This is a genomic window from Micromonospora sp. NPDC051925, assembly GCF_044548625.1.
Classification (GTDB): domain Bacteria; phylum Actinomycetota; class Actinomycetes; order Mycobacteriales; family Micromonosporaceae; genus Micromonospora.
Genome location: NZ_JBIUCH010000009.1, coordinates 35956 through 54199 on the forward strand (window position 1 = coordinate 35956; position 18244 = coordinate 54199).

16 protein-coding genes and 2 pseudogenes are annotated in these 18244 nt (G+C 73.9%); 6 read left to right on the top strand and 12 right to left on the bottom strand.

Annotated features, from left to right (window positions below; all coding sequences use genetic code 11):
- Positions 1-79: 79 nt before the first annotated feature.
- A complete protein-coding gene (gene soxR / locus ACIG87_RS13910; RefSeq protein WP_396850872.1) occupies positions 80-541 on the bottom strand; it encodes a redox-sensitive transcriptional activator SoxR in 462 nt (153 codons plus the stop codon).
- A 45-nt stretch (positions 542-586) separates the two neighbouring features.
- Here soxR and ACIG87_RS13915 point away from each other — a divergent pair.
- A pseudogene (locus ACIG87_RS13915) lies at positions 587-1291 on the top strand (transketolase); the annotation flags it as partial.
- A 116-nt stretch (positions 1292-1407) separates the two neighbouring features.
- A pseudogene (locus ACIG87_RS13920) lies at positions 1408-2300 on the top strand (transketolase family protein).
- A gap of 42 nt (positions 2301-2342) precedes the next feature.
- Here the strand turns inward: ACIG87_RS13920 and ACIG87_RS13925 are convergent.
- Positions 2343-3047, bottom strand: a complete 705-nt coding sequence (locus ACIG87_RS13925; protein ID WP_396851097.1) for a glycosyltransferase family 2 protein — start codon at positions 3045-3047, stop codon at positions 2343-2345.
- A 124-nt stretch (positions 3048-3171) separates the two neighbouring features.
- On the opposite strand from ACIG87_RS13925, the gene ACIG87_RS13930 reads away from it, so the two are divergent.
- A complete protein-coding gene (locus ACIG87_RS13930; RefSeq protein ID WP_396850873.1) occupies positions 3172-5331 on the top strand; it encodes a hypothetical protein in 2160 nt (719 codons plus the stop codon).
- Between the two features lie 62 nt (positions 5332-5393).
- Here the strand turns inward: ACIG87_RS13930 and ACIG87_RS13935 are convergent, their stop codons facing one another.
- The 6 genes from ACIG87_RS13935 to ACIG87_RS13960 form a co-directional block, all read right to left on the bottom strand.
- Positions 5394-6002 carry a hypothetical protein gene (locus tag ACIG87_RS13935; protein ID WP_396850874.1) on the bottom strand — a complete coding sequence of 203 codons (609 nt, stop codon included), beginning with the start codon at positions 6000-6002 and terminating at the stop codon, positions 5394-5396.
- A 56-nt stretch (positions 6003-6058) separates the two neighbouring features.
- A complete protein-coding gene (locus tag ACIG87_RS13940) occupies positions 6059-7618 on the bottom strand; it encodes a histidine kinase dimerization/phospho-acceptor domain-containing protein (RefSeq protein ID WP_396850875.1) in 1560 nt (519 codons plus the stop codon).
- A complete protein-coding gene (locus ACIG87_RS13945; RefSeq protein ID WP_396850876.1) occupies positions 7611-8309 on the bottom strand; it encodes a response regulator transcription factor in 699 nt (232 codons plus the stop codon). The genes ACIG87_RS13940 and ACIG87_RS13945 overlap by 8 nt, the downstream gene beginning before the upstream one ends.
- Positions 8310-8377: 68 nt before the next feature.
- A complete protein-coding gene (locus ACIG87_RS13950) occupies positions 8378-8890 on the bottom strand; it encodes a hypothetical protein (protein ID WP_396850877.1) in 513 nt (170 codons plus the stop codon).
- Positions 8891-9016: 126 nt separating this feature from the next.
- Positions 9017-10006: a phosphotransferase gene (locus ACIG87_RS13955; protein ID WP_396850878.1), complete on the bottom strand. Its 990-nt coding sequence runs from the start codon at positions 10004-10006 to the stop codon at positions 9017-9019.
- Between the two features lie 68 nt (positions 10007-10074).
- On the bottom strand, positions 10075-11247 hold the full coding sequence (locus ACIG87_RS13960; RefSeq protein WP_396850879.1) for a thiolase family protein: 1173 nt from the start codon (positions 11245-11247) through the stop codon (positions 10075-10077).
- Positions 11248-11347: 100 nt separating this feature from the next.
- Between ACIG87_RS13960 and ACIG87_RS13965 the strand changes: the two genes are divergently transcribed.
- Positions 11348-11773, top strand: a complete 426-nt coding sequence (locus ACIG87_RS13965; protein ID WP_396850880.1) for a PH domain-containing protein — start codon at positions 11348-11350, stop codon at positions 11771-11773.
- Positions 11774-11857: 84 nt separating this feature from the next.
- Here ACIG87_RS13965 and ACIG87_RS13970 read toward each other — a convergent pair whose 3' ends face one another.
- Complete coding sequence (locus ACIG87_RS13970; protein ID WP_396850881.1) at positions 11858-12805, bottom strand: rhomboid family intramembrane serine protease; 948 nt, start codon at positions 12803-12805, stop codon at positions 11858-11860.
- Between the two features lie 27 nt (positions 12806-12832).
- Positions 12833-13363, bottom strand: a complete 531-nt coding sequence (locus tag ACIG87_RS13975; protein ID WP_396850882.1) for a peptidylprolyl isomerase — start codon at positions 13361-13363, stop codon at positions 12833-12835.
- Positions 13364-13447: 84 nt separating this feature from the next.
- On the opposite strand from ACIG87_RS13975, the gene ACIG87_RS13980 reads away from it, so the two are divergent.
- Positions 13448-14332: a hypothetical protein gene (locus ACIG87_RS13980; RefSeq protein ID WP_396850883.1), complete on the top strand. Its 885-nt coding sequence runs from the start codon at positions 13448-13450 to the stop codon at positions 14330-14332.
- A gap of 206 nt (positions 14333-14538) precedes the next feature.
- Positions 14539-15456: a polysaccharide deacetylase family protein gene (locus ACIG87_RS13985; RefSeq protein WP_396850884.1), complete on the top strand. Its 918-nt coding sequence runs from the start codon at positions 14539-14541 to the stop codon at positions 15454-15456.
- A gap of 58 nt (positions 15457-15514) precedes the next feature.
- Here ACIG87_RS13985 and corA read toward each other — a convergent pair whose 3' ends face one another.
- Both corA and ACIG87_RS13995 read right to left on the bottom strand, forming a co-directional pair.
- Complete coding sequence (gene corA, locus ACIG87_RS13990; protein WP_396850885.1) at positions 15515-16663, bottom strand: magnesium/cobalt transporter CorA; 1149 nt, start codon at positions 16661-16663, stop codon at positions 15515-15517.
- Positions 16664-17036: 373 nt separating this feature from the next.
- Positions 17037-18131: a PLP-dependent aminotransferase family protein gene (locus tag ACIG87_RS13995; protein ID WP_396850886.1), complete on the bottom strand. Its 1095-nt coding sequence runs from the start codon at positions 18129-18131 to the stop codon at positions 17037-17039.
- Positions 18132-18244 lie beyond the last annotated feature (113 nt).

Below are 18244 nucleotides of genomic sequence, written 5' to 3' on the forward strand. Positions count from 1 at the left end.
GACGGGCCGGGACGACGTGCCGGCGCGGCCGGGCGTGACGGCGTGCCGGCACCCGCCTCACCGGGGCGGCACGGCAGGCTCAGGACGGCGTGACCGGACCTTCCCGACGGGGTAGCGCCAGGCGGGCGCCGGGCCCCTCGCGGGCCAGCGAGTCGTCCGGGTTGTAGAGGGTGCAGCGCTGCAACGACAGGCAGCCGCAGCCGATGCAGCCGTCCAGGTCGTCGCGGAGCTTGCCGAGCAGCTTGATCCGCTCGTCCAGCCGTTCCCGCCAGGTGCGGGAGAGGGCGGCCCAGTCGTCCGGGCTGGGGGCGCGCGACGACGGCAACGAGTCCAGCGCGGTGCGGATCTCCTCCAGCGAGATGCCGACCTGCTGGGAGATCCGGACGAACGCCACCCGGCGCAGCTCGGTGCGGGCGTACCGGCGTTGGTTGCCGCCGGTGCGGTCGGCGCGGATCAGGCCGAGCCGTTCGTAGTAGCGCAGCGCCGACTGGGCCACCCCGCTGCGTGCGGAGAGCTGCCCGATGGTGAGTGACTCGTGCATCACTGCCCTTGAGTTGAAGTTAACTTCAAGTTGCACGCTACCGACATGACCACACCGACCGCAACCCGCCCACCGGGCCGCGTCCTCCCCGCACCCGTCGTCGCGCCGCTGGAGCGGATCCGCGCCGGCCGCGAGTTCGACGCCAACGTGTACTCCACCGTCGACGTGCACTGGGTGCTCTACGACCGGGTCCTGCGGGTCACCCCGGCCACCGTCGACGACCCCGACCGGGACCGCTTCCTGCTCTCCAAGGGGCACGCCGTGTCGGGCTACTACGCGGTGCTCGCCGCCAAGGGCTTCATCCCCGCCGACTGGCTCGACGACCAGGGCGGGCCGGACAGCCGGCTCGGCGGCCACCCCGACCGGACCCTGGTCCCCGGCGTCGAGATCGGCTCCGGCTCGCTCGGCCACGGACTCGGGCTGGGCGTGGGCACCGCACTCGGCCTGCGCGCCCAGGGCCGCACCACCCCCCGGGTGTACGTCCTGCTCGGCGACGCCGAACTGGACGAGGGCTCCAACCACGAGGCGATCGCGTACGCCGGGGCGACCGGGCTGGCCGGTCTCACCGCGATCGTGCTCGACAACTCGTCGGCCAGTCACGGCTGGCCCGGCGGGGTGGCCAGCCGGTTCACCGTCAACGGCTGGACCGCCAGCACCGTCGACGGGCACGACCACGACGCCCTCCACGCGGCCCTCACCGGCCACGACGGCCACCGCCCCCACGTCGTCGTCGCACTCGACCAGCCCCGCCCCGAAAGAGCCGGTCGCCCCGGGGGAGCAGGCCACCCTGAGAGAGCCGGCCGCCCGGACGGGGCAGCCCGACCGGACGACACCAACGAACAGCACCCCGGGAGCAGCAAATGATCATGCGGGATGCGTTCGTCGCCAGCGCCACCGGGTTCCTCGACGACCCCCGGACCACGATCGTGCTGGCCGACATCTCCGCCGACGCCTTCACCGAGGCGGCCCGACGGTATCCGGACCGGGTGGTCAACGTCGGCATCCGGGAACAGCTGATGATCGGGGTGGCCGGTGGGCTCGCGCTCAGCGGGCAACGCCCGATCGTGCACAGCTACGCCCCGTTCCTCGTCGAGCGGGCGTACGAGCAGATCAAGCTGGACCTCGACCACCAGGGGGTCGGCGCGGTGCTGGTCAGCATCGGCGCCTCGTACGACCGGGCGGAGTCCGGCGGACCCACCTGGCCCCGGCCGACGTCGCCCTGGTCGACACCCTGGACGGCTGGACGGTGCACGTGCCCGGCCACCCCGACGAGGTGCCCGGCCTGCTGCGCGACGCGGTCTGCGGGCAGCATTCGACCTACCTGCGACTGTCGACGCGGAGCAACGCGCGGGCGTACCCACAGGCGGGTGATCTGCATGTGGTGCGCGACGCGGGGCCGGGCGCGGCGCTGCTGGTGGCGGTCGGTCCGGTGCGCGACGACGCGCTCGCGGCGGTGGCCGACCTGCCGGTGACGGTGGCCTACACCCACCGCCCCCGGCCGTTCGACGTGGCCGGGCTGCGGGTGCTGGCCGGCACCGAGGTGATCGTGGTCGAGCCCTACCTGGCCGGCACCTCGACGCGGGTGGTGGCCGAGGCGCTGGCCGACCGGCCGCACCGGCTGCTCAGCCTCGGCGTGGGCCGCTCGGAGCTGCGGCGCTACGGCAGCGCCGAGGACCACGACCGCTGGCACGGCCTGGACCCCGCCGGGCTGCGTCGCGCGATCGGCGACTTCCTGACAGCGGGCGACCCGACGCGGTAGCCGGACCCGACGCGGCGGCCGGACCTGGCGACAGCGGGGGGATCAGCGGGGTGCGCGGGCGGGACTGCGGCGGGTGCGTTCCCGGCCGAGGATCCAGATCGCCTCGACGCCGTCCTTCCAGGTGATCTTCTTGCCTTCCTCGCGCCCGCGCGCCCGGTAGCTGATCGGCACCTCGTACGGGCGGATGCGGCGGCGCAGCAGCTTGCCGGTCACCTCCGCCTCCATCCCGAAGCCCCGGGACCGGATGCCCAGTGACCGGTACAGCTCGACCGGCATCAGCTTGTAACAGGTCTCCAGGTCGCCGATGTAGGAGTTGAACAGCACGTTCGCTGCCATCGTGACGCCCTTGTTGCCCATCACGTACCAGAAGCTGTAGGCGCTGTGGCTGCCGAAGGTGCGGTTGCCGTAGACCACCGTGGCCCGGCCGTCGAGCACCGGGGCGAGCAGCCGGGGGATGTCCTGCGGGTCGTACTCCAGGTCGGCGTCGAGGATGACCATGTACTCACCCTCGGCGCTGTCCACGGCCGTCTTGATGGCCGCGCCCTTGCCCGCGTTGCGGGGGTGGATGATCACCCGCAGCCGCGTGTCGTCCGCCCGGCCGAGGATCTCCCCGGTGCCGTCCCGGCTGCCGTCGTCGACCACGACCAGCTCGATCTCGCACGGATAGTCGACCGCCAACGCCTGCTTGAGGGCATCCGCGATGCGTTCTTCCTCGTTGTAGACCGGCATGAGGATCGAGAGCTTCACGGGAATCTCCACGGTGGCGACAGTGAGTCGGGCCCTAGCCTAGCCTGCCAGGTCAGCCGCGCGCGGGTCGCCACCGTACCGGGCGACACCCGGTTGTTCAGAAGGATGGTGTTTACTTCCGCCCATGTCAGCAGCCGGCTGGATGCTCGTGGCGGCCCCCGTCGCCGCGCTCGTGGTGCTCACCGCACTGTTGCGGCCACGGGCTGCCGGGGTGGTCGCCCCGACCCGCCTCGGCGTCGTCCGGGCCGCCCTGCTGACCGGCGTCTTCGCCGTGCTGACCGTGGAGCTGCTCGGCGCGGTCGACGCGCTCACCCTGCCCGCCTTCGCCCTGGCCTGGTTGCTCTTCGTCGCCGGGGTCGCGGTGGTGGCCGGCCGGCGACGCCGCCCCGACGCCGTCGGGCACGCGACGACGGCTACCGAGGCCCGCCGGGCGGTGCTGGTCGGCTCGGCCGTGGGCGCCACCGCCGGCACCGGCGCGGCACCCGGACCGGAGCTGCCGGCCGCGTCGGCGGCACCCCCGGCCACCGTCCGGGGCGGCGTCGCGTCGATGCTGTCCGGTTGGGCGGACCGGCTGGCCGACTTCCGGCGTACGGCGGGGCGGGGCGAGCGGCTGTTGGCCGGCACGGTGGTCGGGGTGGTGCTGATCGAACTGGTGGTGGCGCTGCTCGCCGAGCCGAACAACTTCGACTCGCAGACGTACCACCTGCCGAAGGTGGAGCACTGGGTGGCCCAGGGCAGCCTGGACTTCTGGCCCACCGCCATCCACCGGCAGGTGACCATCCCGCCCGGCGCGGAGTACCTGCTGCTGCACCTGCGCCTGTTCACCGGCGGCGACGCGCTGCACAACCTGGTGCAGTGGGCCGCCGGCCTCGGCTGCCTGCTGGCGGCCACCCGGATCACCGCCCAGCTCGGCGGGGGGCGGCGGGCCCAACTGCTCACCGCGTTCCTGCTCGCCACCACGCCGATGGTGGCCCTCCAGGCGACCAGCACCCAGACCGACCTGGTGGCCGCCGGCTGGGCAGCCTGCGCCGGCACGTTGGCGCTGGACGGGTTGCGCCGCCGGGCCGGCCTGAGCGACGCGCTGACGCTGGGCGCGGCCACCGGGTTGACCGCGCTGACCAAGACCAGCGGGCTGCTCGCCGTCGGACCGTTGCTGCTGCTCTGGGGCCTGGCCCAGCTCCGGCTGGCCGGCCGTCCGGCGGCGACCGGGTCACGGCAGGTGGCCCGGACCGTGGGCGGTTCGCTGCTGGTGCTGCTGGTCGCGGCGGTCGTGGTGGGGCCGTTCCTGGCCCGGGAGACCGCCGAGTTCGGCCACCCGCTGGGGCCGCCCCGGCTGCGGGAGTCCATCCCGATGGAACGGCACGACCCCGCTTCGGTGCTGGTGAACGCACTGCGGATCGGGCACACCGCGTTCGACACCCCGCTCGCCCCGCTGCGCGCCGGCACCGCCGAGGCCATCACGGGCGGCTCCCGGGCGATCGGCGTCGACCCGCAGGACCGGGCCATCACCTTCGGCCGGGAGGTCTTCCCGGTGCCGTCCTGGTATCCCGACGAGGATCGGGTGGCCTTCCCGCTGGCCGGGTCGCTGGCGTTGCTCGGGGCGGTCTTCGCCCTGGTCCGACCCCGGCGGGTCAACCCCGGTCGGCCGGGGTCGCTGCGGGCGTACGCGGCCGTGGTGGTGGTCGCGGTGGCCCTGCACACCGCGATGATCAAGTGGCAGCCGTGGGGGAACCGACTGCTGCTGTACGCGCTGGTGCTGGCCGTGCCGCTGGCCGGGCTCTGGGTCGACGCGCTGCTCCGGCGGCGTTCCGGTCCGGGCCGCCGGTCGGTGGCCGCCGGGCTGGCGGTGACCGTACTGGCCACCTCCGCGCTGGCCGGTGTGCTGGCCCTGTCGTACGGCTTCCCGCGCCGGCTGGTCGGTGCCGGTTCGGTCTTCACCACCACCGAGTGGGACACCCGGTTCCTGCGTCGGCCGCAGTGGGCCGACGAGTTCCGCTGGGCCGCCACGGCGGTCCGGGCGAGCGACGCCCGCCGGATCGGCCTGGTGCAGCAGAACGACAACTGGGAGTACCCCTGGTGGCTGCTGCTGCGCGGCGACGACGGCCGGTCGCCGGAGCTGGTGGCGTTGCAGTCGGTGCTGCCGGACCGGCCGCCGGCCGACCCCACCTCGGTCGACGCGATCGTCTGCACCGGCCTGCGGACGGAGTGTGCCCGGCTGGTCCCGCCGGGCTGGACCCTCGAATACCGCGACCACGTCGGTTACGCGCTGCCCCCGACCCGCTGAGCGTCGGCCCGGCTGCCCCACGCCGCCGGGCCGGCGTGGACGTCAGCGGCGGCCCCGACCGGTCACTGCTGCTTGACCGGCACCACGATCAGCCGGGCCACGCTGGCGTCGCCGTCCCTGGCCCCGGCCACGTCGACCTTCGTACCTGCCTTGATGTCGTCGGCCTTGATGGTGGTCCGCCGTTCGACCACCCGGAGCTGGTCGCCCAGCTTCCAGGTCAGGGTGAAGCCGTCGGTGGACTTCACGGTCACCGAGTCGGCGTCGATCGCGGTCACCTCGCCGCGCTGCACGACGACGGTCTTCGTGCCACCGTCCTTGGTCCGTACCACCGCCTCACCGTGCAGGCCGTCCTTCCGCAGCAGCACCCGGGCCTGCCGGCGCTTGCGCAACTCCTGCGCCCGCTCGCCACGCTTGCCCTTGGCCTCGGCCGAGGGGGACGCCCCGGGCGTGCCCGACTCCGCCGTCGACGGCGCGGCGATCAGGTCCAGCTCGGCGGGGTCGAGGCCCAGCGCGGCCAGGGCCTGCCCCTCGACGCCCAGCGCGGCGGCCACCTCGACCGCGGCGGCCTTCGTGTCGTCCTGCGCCACCTGGGCCGACCCGCAACCGGCGACGCCGAGCGTGAGCGCCGCGAGCAGCGACGTGGCGGTGACGGCGATTCTCCGATGTGCCATGACTCTCCCTCTCGTCGGTGGTGTCACCAGCGTCGGGGAGTGGGATGGGCGCGGCGTCAGGCCGACGTTCGGGTCAGGTAAGGATCGGCGGGCAGCCGGACGGTGAACGCCGCGCCACCCTCGGCGGCGTGCCCGGCGACGATCTCCCCGCCGAGCCGGCGGACCAGCCCGGCGGCCAGCGCCAGCCCCAACCCGCTGCCCACCTTGCGTACCCCCCGGTACCGCTGGTGCAGCGCCCCCCGCTCGAAGGCCACCGCCAGGTCGTCGTCGGTGAAGCCGGGTCCGCCGTCGCGGACCTCGACCAGCCCACCGGCGGCCGGGCCGGCACCGGCCGGCCGGACCGCGAGCACCACCGGCGCCCCCGGTGGTACGACCCGCAGCGCGTTCTCCAGCAGCCCGTCCACCACCTGCCGAATCCGCCCCGGATCGGTGTACGCGGGCACCGCCGTGCCCGGGGTCTCCAGCCGGAACGACACCCCGACCGCCGCGCACCGGTCCGACCAGGTCCGCTCGGCGTCGGCGGCCAGCCGGGTGAGGTCCACCGGCACCGGTTCCAGCGGGAAGTCCGCTGCCTCCAGGCGGGCCAGCGCCAGCAGGTCGGAGACCAGCCGGTCCAGGTGCTCGGCCTCGGTGAGCATGGTCCGGCCGGTGGCGGGGGCCTCGTCCGCGCCGATCACCCCGTCGGCGAGCGCCTCCGCCCAGCCCCGGATCGCGGTCAACGGGGTACGCAGTTCGTGCGAGACGGAGAGCAGGAACTCCCGCTGCCGGCCCTCGCTGGTGGACAGCGCGGCGGCCAACCCGTTCAACGCGTGCGCCAGGTCGGCGACCTCGTCGGGGGGTTCGACGGGTACCCGGACCGCCCGGTCACCGGCGCGCAGCCGGGCGGCGGCGGTGGCGGCGTGCCGGATCGGACGGGCCAGCCGGCGGGCGAGCAGCAGCCCGGCCACCACCCCGGCGGTGAGCCCGGCCAGCAGCGGCAGCCAGAGGGCGCGCAGCACCTGCCGCCATGGTCCCTGCGGGGTGCCCTGGGTCAGCACCACCCCCTCCCCGCCGGGTAGCGCCCGCCCCTCGACCAGGGTCCGTTCGCCGTTGACCAGCCGTCGGCCGGAGACGTCCCGGCCGGCGGAGATCCGGTTCACCACCTGTCGGGGCAGGCCGGGGTGGTCGGCCATTCCGCCCTGGACGACGTACACCTCGATCTGCTGCTCGCGGAGCTGGCGGATCAGCCGGTCGCCGGCCGCGTCGCGCTGCCGGCTGGGGCGGAGCCGGAGCACGTCGGCGGCGAGGCGGGCCTGTGCGGCCAGCGCCTCCTGGTCGCGGCGTTCCACCCCGCGTGCCGCCAGGGGGACCGCGACCAGCGCGGTGACCAGCACCGACACCAGCGCCACCGCGCAGGTGACCAGGACCGCGCGGGCGGTCAGCGTGTGGGTGAACCGGCGGCGCGCTGGCGCGGCGACCGACGTCGCGCGGCGACCGATCACCGGCAGCGCCACGGTCGGCTCGTGCGGACGCCCCGACCCACCGCCCGGCTCCCGTCCGGCCGACGGCGGGGTGGACGGTGGCGGGGCAGCCGGTGGTGGGGTGGACGGGGACCGGGGGTCGGGGGGCTCAGCCATTGGCGGCGTATCCGACGCCTCGGTGGGTCCGGATCACGCTGGCGGGGCCGAGCTTGGCCCGGACCTGGGCGACGTGCACGTCGACGGTGCGGGTGCCGGCGTGCGCCGCGTACCCCCAGACCCCGGCCAGCAGCTCCTCCCGGGTGAAGACCCGGCCGGGGCGGGCCATCAGGTGGGCGAGCAGGTCGAACTCGGTGGAGGTGAGCTGGACGGGAGCACCGGCCGCAACCACCGTGCGGCGGGCCGGGTCGAGGGTGACCGGGCCGACCGTGCGGGGCCGGTCCGCCCCGTCCGGGACACCGGCGGTACGACGCAGCACCGCCCGGACCCGGGCCACCAGTTCGCGGGGGCTGAACGGCTTGGTGACGTAGTCGTCCGCGCCCAGCTCCAGGCCGACGATCCGGTCGACCTCGTCGTCGCGGGCGGTGAGGAAGATGACCGGCGTCCAGTCGCCGGCCTCGCGCAGCCGCCGGCAGATCTCGGTGCCGGCCAGGCCCGGCAGGGTGATGTCGAGCACGCAGGCCACCGGGCGCAGCCGCCGGGCGGCGGCCAACCCGACGGTGCCGTCCCGTTCCAGGTGTACGCCGAACCCGTCCCGGCTCAGATAGAGCCGGACCAGTTCGGCGATGGCCGGCTCGTCCTCCACCACGAGGACCAGCCCGCGTTGTGCTGCGGTGGCGTCGACGGTCACCGGCCCATGATGACCGACCCGGGGGCGGCTGGGACGTACGGCGGTGTTCGGGTCAGGTAAGGATGCGATCAGCGGGCCGGCAGCGGGCGCAGCAGCGGAGCCGGTGCGGCGGCCGGGGCGTCGCCGATGGTGGCGACGACCCGCTCCTCGGGCTTGCGCAGCCGGGTCCGGAACGCGTGGTGCAGCAGCGTGTCGAGCTGCCACACCTGCTTCGGGTGCTGGGTACGGATGACGAACCGCTCGCGCACCCCGTCGATCGCGGTGGCCGCCAACTCCACCGCCCGCGCCCGGGGGTCGGGGCTCCAGGTGACGTTGCTCAGCTCGCGCAGCTCGGTGTTCAGGTGCAGGCGCAGCCGGTGCAGCACCCGGGTCTGCCGGGTGACCACCAGCCGGCGGTGGGTGAGCAGGAGGAGGTACTCGCCGCCGACCGGTCGGTCGGGGCGGGCGCACCGGGCGACCAGGACGGTGGCGTCACCCGACCCGACGCACTGTCGGAAGACCGGCATGTGTCGGCTCACCGTCTGGACCGCCAGCCCGGTCTCGGCGGCGGCCGGGAGGAAGGTGCGCGAGAAGACGTCCATACCCGGCCAACGACCTTTGACCGGCGGTGATATGGGTCACTGTCAACTTTTGAAAGTTCCACTCCCGCGTGTCGCACCGCCGGTGCGTCCTTCCCGTACCGCCGGACCGGTGGGCGTGGCGCCCGGTCAGACGGGCATCGGTGCGAACAGTTCGCCGAGCCAGCCGGGCACCGCGTCGGCGTACTCCGTGCGGCTCGGGTCGGTGGTGTCCAGGGCACGCCGCCAGGACAGCGCCCGGCTCACCGTGGCCACCCGCACCGCCAGGCCGGCGGTCTCCCGCAGGGTGGCCCGGTCGTGGCGGTCGGTCCAGGGCTCCAGGTAGGCGTCGCGCAGCCGGCGCAGCACCGGGTCGCCCTCGGCCAGCGAGAAGGTGTGCGCCACCGACCGCAGGGTCACCAGCAGGGTGCCGAACGGGTGCGCGACGGAGGCGTCCCCCCAGTCGAAGAAGCGGTATCCGTCGGCGGCGGCGAACACGTTCCCGTCGTGCAGGTCGTCGTGCTGCACACTGGCCGGGACGCCGCTGTCGGCGAGCCGCCGGCAGTCCTCGGCGAAGCGCGGCAGATGCGCCCGCAACCGGTCGTGGGTCGCCGCGTCCAGGCCGCCCTCGGCGTCGAGGAGCAGCGCCGCCCGGTCGTCGAGCAGGCCGGCGAGGAGGCCCGGCATGGCCGCCGGCCGGTGGTCGGGCACGCCGAGCGCGACGAGTTCGTCCACCGCCGGTGCCACCGCCCGCTGGAGTTCGGCGTACGCCGCCAGCACGTCGGCCCAACGGGCGGGATCGGGTTCGGAGCTGTCGCGTAGGGACGGTCCACCGTCGGGCAGCAGTGACCAGCCCCGCCCGGTGTCCACGGCAACCGGGTCGAGCACCCGGTCGGGGGCACGTCGGGCCAACCCGGCCAGGAGCACCGCCTCGTACGCCGTGCCGGGGTTGTTCGCCTTGAACCAGTACGGCCCGGCGTCGGTGGGCACCTGCCAGACCAGCGACCAGGGGCGCACCCGGGCCTCGACCGGGCCGGTGACCCGGCGGCCGTGCCGGTCGAGGTGGTCGGTCACCCAGTCGAGGGCACCGGACCGCCACTGCGGGTCGGCCCAACCGGCGGGTACGGAGGTGATGGTCACGCAGCGCAGGGTAGGCCACCCCCACCCTCCGACGCCCACCTTTTACCGTGCGTCCGGGCGGGGCGGGGTCAGAGCAGTTCGAGGATGGTGGCGTTGGCCATGCCGCCGCCCTCGCACATGGTCTGTAGGCCGTAGCGGATGTCGTTGTCCCGCATGTGCTGGAGCATCGTCGTCATGATCCGGGCCCCGGACGCGCCGAGCGGGTGGCCCAGCGCGATCGCCCCGCCGCGCGGGTTGAGCCGCTCCGGGTCGGCCTCGGTTTCGGCCAGCCAGGCCAGCGGCACCGGGGCGAACGCCTCGTTCACCTCGTACACGCCGATCTCCTCGATGCCCAGCCCCGCGCGGCGCAGCGCCTTCGCGGTGGCCGGGATGAGGGCGGTGAGCATGGCGACCGGGTCGTCGGCGGCGACCACCGCGGTGTGCACCCGGGCCAGCGGACGCAGGCCGTGCCGGCTGGCCCACTCACCGGTGGTGACGGCGAGCGCGGCGGCGCCGTCGGAGATCTGCGACGCGGACCCGGCGGTGACCACCCCGTCGGCGCGGAACGGGGTCTTCAGCTCGCCGAGCGCCGACAGTGAGGTGTCCCGGCGGATGCCCTCGTCGGCGGTGAAGGTGCCGCCGTCGGCCAGCGGCACCGGGGCCAGCTCCGGGTCGAACACCCCGGCGTCCTGCGCGGCGGCGGCCTTCTCGTGGCTGGCCAGCGCGAACTCGTCGAGCTGGGCACGGGAGAAGCGCCAGCGGGCGGCGATCAGCTCGGCCCCGACCCCCTGGTTGAACGGGAGCGGTTGGTCGTCGGCGAACCCCTCGACGCCCCGGTAGCGCTCGCGGAGCTGCGCGCTGAACGGCATCCCGTCGCCGACGCTGGCCCCCATCGGCACCCGGGTCATCGACTCGACGCCACCGGCCACCACCAGGTCGGCCTGGCCGGAGAGCACCGTCGCGGCGGCGAAGTGCAGGGCCTGCTGGCTGGAGCCGCACTGCCGGTCGAGGGTGGTGCCGGGCACCGACTCGGGCCAGCCGGCGGCGAGCACGCCGTTGCGGGCGATGTTCCAGGACTGCTCGCCGACCTGGGACACACAGCCCCAGACCACGTCGTCGACCTGGGTGGGGTCGATGCCGGTCCGTTCGGCGAGGGCGCGCAGCACGTGCGCCGAGAGGTCGACCGGGTGGACGCCGGCCAGACCGCCCTTCCGCCGCCCGACCGGGGTACGTACCGCACCGACGATGACTGCGTCACTCATGACTACTCCCCGGTAACTTCGGCTGCGTCGATACTACGTCCCCCACCGGCGGCCCGTCCGCACCATGTCCCCGGCCGGTCCCGGCTGGCATGCTGGAGCGGTGCACCCACCATCCTCCCCGGCCCGCCAGTGGCGGGTCCAGTCGGCGCTTCCGGCGGCGAAGCTGGCCGGTGCGATCGGGCTGGCCGCCCTCGGGCTGCTGCTCGCCGCCGGGGATCCGGTCCCACTGACGCTGGCCGTGGCCGCCGCCGTGGCCCTGGCCGGCTGGGCGGCACGCGACCTGCTCGTCCCGGTCCGCCTCGCGGTCGATGCCGAGGGGATCACCGTCGTCCAGGGGTACGCCGGGCGGCGGCACCTGCCGTGGGACGCGGTGGAGGCGATCACCGTGGACCGGCGGACCCGGTTCGGGCTGACCGGCGAGACGCTGGAGATCGACGCCGGCGAGACCCTGCACCTGCTCGGCCGGGCCGACCTGGGCGCGTCACCGACCGAGGTGGCCGAGCTGATCCGGACCGCCCGCCCCTGACCCGCGCGACCGTCGTCACACCGACGCCGACGAGCCGGCACGCTCCCGCCCCGGCACACCGGCCAGGCGGCGGAACGGGCCGGGTCAGCCGAGCAGCATCGCGGTGCGGACGATCACCAGGCCGAGCAGCGCCACCAGGATGACCGCCGTGCCGGCCGCCTGGAACACCGAACGCCGCATCCGGGGGGCGTACGCCAGCACGAGCGCCATCAGCGCCCCGACGACCAGCCCGCCGACGTGGCCCGGGATGGAGATGCCCGGCACGGTGAAGGTGAAGATCAGGTTGATCACCAGGATCGGCAGGATCGCCGAGGTGTCCCGGCCGAGCCGGCGCATCAGCACGAAGACCGCCGCGAACAGCCCGAAGATCGCGGTCGAGGCACCGGCCGAGGCGCTGTTGGGGCTGCTGAACAGGTACGCCGCCACGTTGCCGCCGAGCCCGGCCACCAGATAGAGGGTGAGGAAGCGCAGCGGCCCGAGCAGGGCCTCCAACTCCCGGCCCAGCACCCAGAGCGCCCACATGTTGAGCAGCAGGTGCACCACGCCGTAGTGCAGGAACATCGCGGTGACCAGCCGGTACCACTCACCGGAGGCGACGCCGTGCGCCTCGCCGAACGGCACGTACGAGGCGTAGCTGAGCACCGAACCCCACTGGGTCAGCGGGGTGCCACCACCGAGCAGGCCCCCGAAGCCGGACCCGCCGATCAACGAGTCGCCGCCCCGGTCACTGAGCACCGAGACGATCATCACCAGCACGTTCAGGGCGATCAGGGTGCGGGTGACCAGGCCGCGACGGCCGGCGGCACCGCCACCGAAGGCGGTACGCGCCGGCCGTACGCTGCGGCGTCCCTCGTTCACGCACTCTGGGCACTGGTGGCCGACCGGGGCGTCCCGCATGCACTCCGGGCAGATCGGCCGGTCGCAGCGGGAGCACCTGAGGTACGTCTCCCGGTCGGAGTGGCGGTAGCAGACCGGGGTGGTCGGCACCGACCCGCCGGTGGCGTCGCCGGCCGGCCCGGAGCGTTCAGTCATGCGTGCAAAGGTACCTCGCCGGCGCGATCAGGCTCCGGTGCGCTCGATCTCGACCCGCTCGATCACCACGTCCTGCAGCGGCCGGTCGCTCGGCCCGGTCGGGGTGTTCGCGATCGAGTCCACCACCTTCGCCGACTGCTCGTCGGCCACTACGCCGAAGATGGTGTGCCGGTTGTTCAGGTGCGGGGTCGGGCCGACGGTGATGAAGAACTGCGAACCGTTGGTGCCCGGCCCGGCGTTCGCCATCGCCAGCAGGTACGGCCGGTCGAAGCGCAGCTCCGGGTGGAACTCGTCGGCGAACGTGTAGCCCGGACCGCCCCGGCCGGTGCCGGTCGGGTCGCCCATCTGGACCATGAAACCGCTGATCACCCGGTGCGAGATGGTGCCGTCGTAGTACGGCCCGTTGCCCGGCTGGCCGGTGCGGGGATCGGTGTATTCCTTGTTGCCCTCGGCCAGATCGACGAAGTTACGAACCGTCTTCGGAGCGTGATTGCCGAAGAGCTCCAGCCGGATCGGGCCAGCGTTGGTGTGCAAGGTGGCGTAGACAGCCTCGGCCACGGGTACTCCTCACTCGTTGGTCAGTTCCATGCGGATCCTCCCATGTGCCCGATCTGGCAGTGCGGAGGCATCCGTTGGTGGAGGATGACGAAGGAACAACTCCCAGGAGGTGGGACCGTGTTTGGAATCGGGCGGCGCAAGACCCAGGGGCAGCTCGCGAAGGTGGAGCTGCACCAGGGCATCGGTCACCTGAGGCAGGCTGCCACGCACGCGGCGAAGGGTGCGGGCGCGACGGTCGGCCCACGGGTCCAGGCGGCCCGGGGGGCCGTCGCGCCGACCGCGGTCGTCGTGCGGGACCGGGCTTCCAGCGGCCTCGCGTCGACGGTCGCGGCCCTCGCCCCGGTGGCCCTGGCGGTGCGCAACGCCCAGGCCGAGGCCACCGGCAAGGCGGTGGCCGGCAAGAAGGCCGCCGCCGCCAAGCAGGCCGCGGTGAGCAAGCGGGTCAGGGCGAAGAGCCTCAAGGCCAGGAAGAAGCAGAAGCGGAGGTCGGGCGGCCTGCTGGCCGGTCTGCTGGTCGCCGGCACGGTGGCCGGGGTGGCCGGCGCGATGGCCGTGCGTCGCCGCCGCGAGCAGCAGGAATGGGCCGAGTACGACCCGACCAGTGGCATCGGGACCGCCCCCGTCGACCAGGCCGTCCCGGGTGTCCGGGCCACCCCCGACGTCGAGGGCGTCCGCGACGAGGTGGACATCCTGGTCGTGGAGACCCCGTCGGCCAACGGGTCCACGGCGACCGGTTCGGCCACGTCGCCCACCGGGTCCACGGCGACCGGTTCGGCCACGCCGCCCACCGGCATCGGCAGTTCCGCCGTCGCCGCCGACACCTCGGGCAGCAAGCCGGTGATCCACCCGAACGACAAGGTTCCCTCGGTCGCCGAGGGAGCCACCGACGTCTCCGGCCGACCGGCCGACGACCTCGGCAAGGCGGTCGCCACCGGCAAGGCCGCGGCGCAGTCCAGCACGCGACGCTGACCCCCACCACACCCTGACCGGCGGCGCGGAGACGACCCACTCGTCGTCCCGCGCCGTCGGCGCGTCCAGGCCCGGTTCCGCGCGCTTCGGCGGGGCCGGTGGGGGCGGCCGGACGGGCGGATCTGCGGGAACGGGCGGATCGGCCGTGTCCCAATCCGGCGGTCACCGGACCGTACGGCGGGCGTCCGGCTCCTACAGTGCTGAGTATGTCGACGCCGAGCACCGATCCGGAGCTGCCGGCCCGGGAGCCGGTCCGCGATCCGGAGCTGCCGGCCCGGGAGCCGGTCCGCGATCCGCCGGTCGGGCGGGACCGGGCCGTCTCCCGGCGGCGGATCCTCTCCGGGGCCGCCGCGGCGGTGGCCGGCGCCGGGGTGGTACTGACCGGCGAGTTCGGGTACGCCGAGGCCACCGCCGGCAGCAAGCTGCCCGTCTACGGCGGGTACGCGGCCACCGTGCACGCCGACAGGCGCACCCCGCCGAGGTCCTCCCGGGTCGACGTGGTGTGGAGCGTGGACACCACCCATCGGTTGATCGCGCTCACCTTCGACGACGGTCCGGCGCCGAACTGGACCCCACGCGTGTTGTCGATCCTCGCCGAGACCGACACCCCGGCCACCTTCTTCATGGTCGGTCGCCGCGCCCGCGAGTACGGCCACCTGGTGGCCGGCCGGCTGGCCCCGCACGAGATCGGCAACCACACCTGGGCCCATCAGGACCTGGCGAAGATGACCTACGAGCAGGCCTGCTCCGCGATCGGCCGGGCGCACAACGAGCTGACCCGGCTCTGCGACCGGGAACCCACCCTGCTCCGTCCGCCCTACGGGCACCTCGCCGGCAGCACCCTGCTCGCCGCCAACGACCTCGGCTACCAGGTGGTCCTCTGGAACCGGCAGATGCTCGAATCCCGGTTCACCCAGGACCCGGACGGCCTGGTCGACTACGTCGTCGACTCGTGTGACCCGGGCACGATCCTGCTCGCCCACGACACCGGGCCGGCGGACCGGCTGGTCGCGATCCGGGGGTTGGCCGGGATGATCACCGGCCTGCGACGGCGGGGCTTCGAGTTCGTCACCGTCTCCGAGCTGCTCGCGGCCGCGACTCCGGCGTCCACGCCGGCCGACTGACCGCCCCACCACCGGCGCGGGTCCGCCGGGGGCGGACGCCGGCCGGCGTTCCGGGCGGTCAGAGCCAGCCGTTGCGGCGGAACCAGCGGTACAGCGCCAGCGAGATGGCGAGCATCAGCGCGAGCACGCCCGGATAGCCGTACGTCCATTTCAGCTCGGGCATGTTCTCGAAGTTCATCCCGTAGACCCCGGCGAACGCGGTCCAGACCGCCGCGATGGCGGCCCAGGCGGCGATCTTGCGCATGTCGTTGTTCTGGTCGACGGTGACCTGTGCCAGCCGGGCCTGGAGGATCGAGTTGAGCAGGTCGTCGTAGGAGTTGACCTGCTCGACGGTGCGGCTGAGGTGGTCCTGCACGTCGCGGAAGTAGCGCCGTACCTCCTGCGGCACCTCCCGGTGCACCTGCGCGGTCAGCGTCATCAGCGGCCGTTGCAGCGGGATCACCGCCCGCTTGAACTCCACCAGCTCGCGCTTCATCTGGTAGATCCGCTGGATCCGGCCGCTGCTCTGCCGGTCGAAGACGTCCGCCTCCAGCACGTCGAGGTCGTCCTCGAGCCGGTCGGCCACCTCCAGGTAGAGGTCCACCACCCGGTCGGTGACCGCGTACGCCACCGCCCACGGGCCGTGCCGCAGCAGGTCCCGCTTGGCCTCCAGGTCGGCGCGGACCGGGGCCAGCCGGCAGGCGTCCCCGTGTCGGACGCTGATCAGGAAGTTCGGGCCGATGAAGAGCATCACCTGGCCGGTCTCGACCACCTCGGAGGTCTCGGTCAGCTCGGTGTGCTCGCAGTACCGGGCGGTACGCAGCACCAGGAAGCTGACCTCGCCGAAGCGCTCCAGCTTGGGCCGCTGCTGGGCCTTCACCGCGTCCTCGACGGCCAGCTCGTGCAGCCCGTACGTGTCGGCGATGGCGGTCATCTCGGCCAGCTCCGGTTCGTGCAGCCCGAGCCAGACGAACGCGTCGCGCTCGTCGCGGGCCGCCTCCAGCGCCTCGGCGTAGTGCCACTGGCCGGGCCGGCGTTCACCGTCGACGTAGAGGCCGCAGTCCACCACCCCGCTGCGGCCGGGGCCGGCGGGCGCGGGCGTACGGGGGGAGCCGTCGGCGTTGAGGATGCGGGACATCGCCCGGACCGGGGCCGCCCAGGCGCGGGGGTTCAGCACCCGACCGCCGTGGAGTGTCGTCGACCGCTCCCGCTCCGCCCGGTCCGTCATGGCGTTCCCCCTCCCGGGTGAGTTGCTGCGGCTTGCAGGCTACGCCGCGACCGGGCCGGCGACCCTCGGACGATCGGCGGGCCCCGGGCCGGGGCGGGCAGTGCGGGACCGGTAGTGGTGATCCTGGTCACGGGGAAGGTGACGCCGGGCGGGTCGGGCCGCGTTCAGGGGGGTGAGGGGGCGACCCGACCCACCCGGCGCCGTTGGGGGCGGGGGTAAAGCTGCGGCGTCGCCGGTCGTCCGGCGGCAGTGTGCCCTGGGCGGGCCACCGGCCGAACGTGAGTGACGCTCGCAGCATTGTGGGTCGGCGGGCCGGTCGAGGGGAGCCCTCGACCGGCCCGCGTCGCACTTTTGTCAGAAACCCGACAGATTTTCAGCCGCGTACGGCCGCCACCGCGTCCGCCAGCCGGCGGACACCCTCGTCGATCCGGTCCGCGGTCACCGCGGAGAAGGCCAGCCGCAGCGCGTGCCGCCCGCCGTCGACCATGAAGTCGCTGCCCTTGACCACGGCGACGCCCCGCTCGGCCGCGGCGGGGGCCAACCGGTCGACGTCCACGTCGTCCGGGAACTCCACCCAGAGGAAGTAACCACCGTCCGGCTCGACGAAGGTGACCTCGGGCAGGTGCCGGCGCAGCGACTCGGCCAGCACCCCGGCCCGCTCACCCAGCGCCGAGGAGACCGTGGCGATGGAGCGCTGGATGTCACCGGAGACGCAGAACTGGTGCACGATCGCCTGGGAGACCATGCCCGGCGAGATGTAGAGGCTGGTCGCCGTCTTGGCGATGTCCGCGATCAGGCTCGCCGGCCCGACCAGGTAGCCGACCCGGACCCCGGGGCAGACGGTCTTGGTGAAGCTGGAGGCGTGCACCACCACGCCCCGGGTGTCCATCGACAGCATCGACGGCAGCGGCTCGCCCCGGAACCGGATGTCGGCGTACGGGTCGTCCTCGAAGAGGGTGAAGCCGTACTCGGCGGCGAGGTCGAGCAGCTCCCGCCGCTTCGCCAGGGAGAGGGTCACCCCGGCCGGGTTCTGGTAGTTCGGGATCACGTGGGCCAGCCGGGGCCGTACCCCGGATTCCAGCAGCTTGCGCAGCTCGGCGGTGTCCAGGCCGTCCGGCTCGATGCCGACGCCGTGGATCTCGCCGCCCATCCGCTGGAGGTTGAGCAGGGTCCGGTCGTACGTGGGGCGCTCCACCACCACGGCGTCACCGCGCCGGACCAGGTGGTCGAAGAGGAACGCGTCGGCCTGGAGCGAGCCGTTGGTGACCAGCACCTGATCCGCCTCGACGCCGTGCTTCTCGGCGATCCACTTCCGCAGGGGCGGGTACCCGACGGAGGTGCCGTACGCGGTGACCCCGGCGGGGTCGGCGTCGAAGGCGCGGACGGCGGCGGCCTTGAGCCCCTCGACATCCACGATGTCCAGCGAAGGCGCGCCACGGGCGAACGAGATCAGCTGCTCGGCGGTCATGCGCACGAGCCTAGGGCCTGCCCAGGTCGCTCCGGCCGGCATACACGCCAAGTTCAACATGCGGGCGGCCGACACCGCCCCGGCACCAGCACCGACATCCGGATCAGCGCCCT

Bases quoted from the DNA above. Each gene is read 5' to 3' on its own strand.
- ACIG87_RS13960 (WP_396850879.1), bottom strand. From the start codon at position 11,247: ATGAGTGACGCAGTCATCGTCGGTGCGGTACGTACCCCGGTCGGGCGG.
- soxR (WP_396850872.1), bottom strand. From the start codon at position 541: ATGCACGAGTCACTCACCATCGGGCAGCTCTCCGCACGCAGCGGGGTG.
- ACIG87_RS13940 (WP_396850875.1), bottom strand. From the start codon at position 7,618: ATGGCTGAGCCCCCCGACCCCCGGTCCCCGTCCACCCCACCACCGGCT.
- ACIG87_RS13970 (WP_396850881.1), bottom strand. From the start codon at position 12,805: ATGACTGAACGCTCCGGGCCGGCCGGCGACGCCACCGGCGGGTCGGTG.
- ACIG87_RS13980 (WP_396850883.1), top strand. From the start codon at position 13,448: ATGACGAAGGAACAACTCCCAGGAGGTGGGACCGTGTTTGGAATCGGG.
- ACIG87_RS13985 (WP_396850884.1), top strand. From the start codon at position 14,539: ATGTCGACGCCGAGCACCGATCCGGAGCTGCCGGCCCGGGAGCCGGTC.
- corA (WP_396850885.1), bottom strand. From the start codon at position 16,663: ATGACGGACCGGGCGGAGCGGGAGCGGTCGACGACACTCCACGGCGGT.
- ACIG87_RS13950 (WP_396850877.1), bottom strand. From the start codon at position 8,890: ATGGACGTCTTCTCGCGCACCTTCCTCCCGGCCGCCGCCGAGACCGGG.
- ACIG87_RS13995 (WP_396850886.1), bottom strand. From the start codon at position 18,131: ATGACCGCCGAGCAGCTGATCTCGTTCGCCCGTGGCGCGCCTTCGCTG.
- ACIG87_RS13935 (WP_396850874.1), bottom strand. From the start codon at position 6,002: ATGGCACATCGGAGAATCGCCGTCACCGCCACGTCGCTGCTCGCGGCG.
- ACIG87_RS13930 (WP_396850873.1), top strand. From the start codon at position 3,172: ATGTCAGCAGCCGGCTGGATGCTCGTGGCGGCCCCCGTCGCCGCGCTC.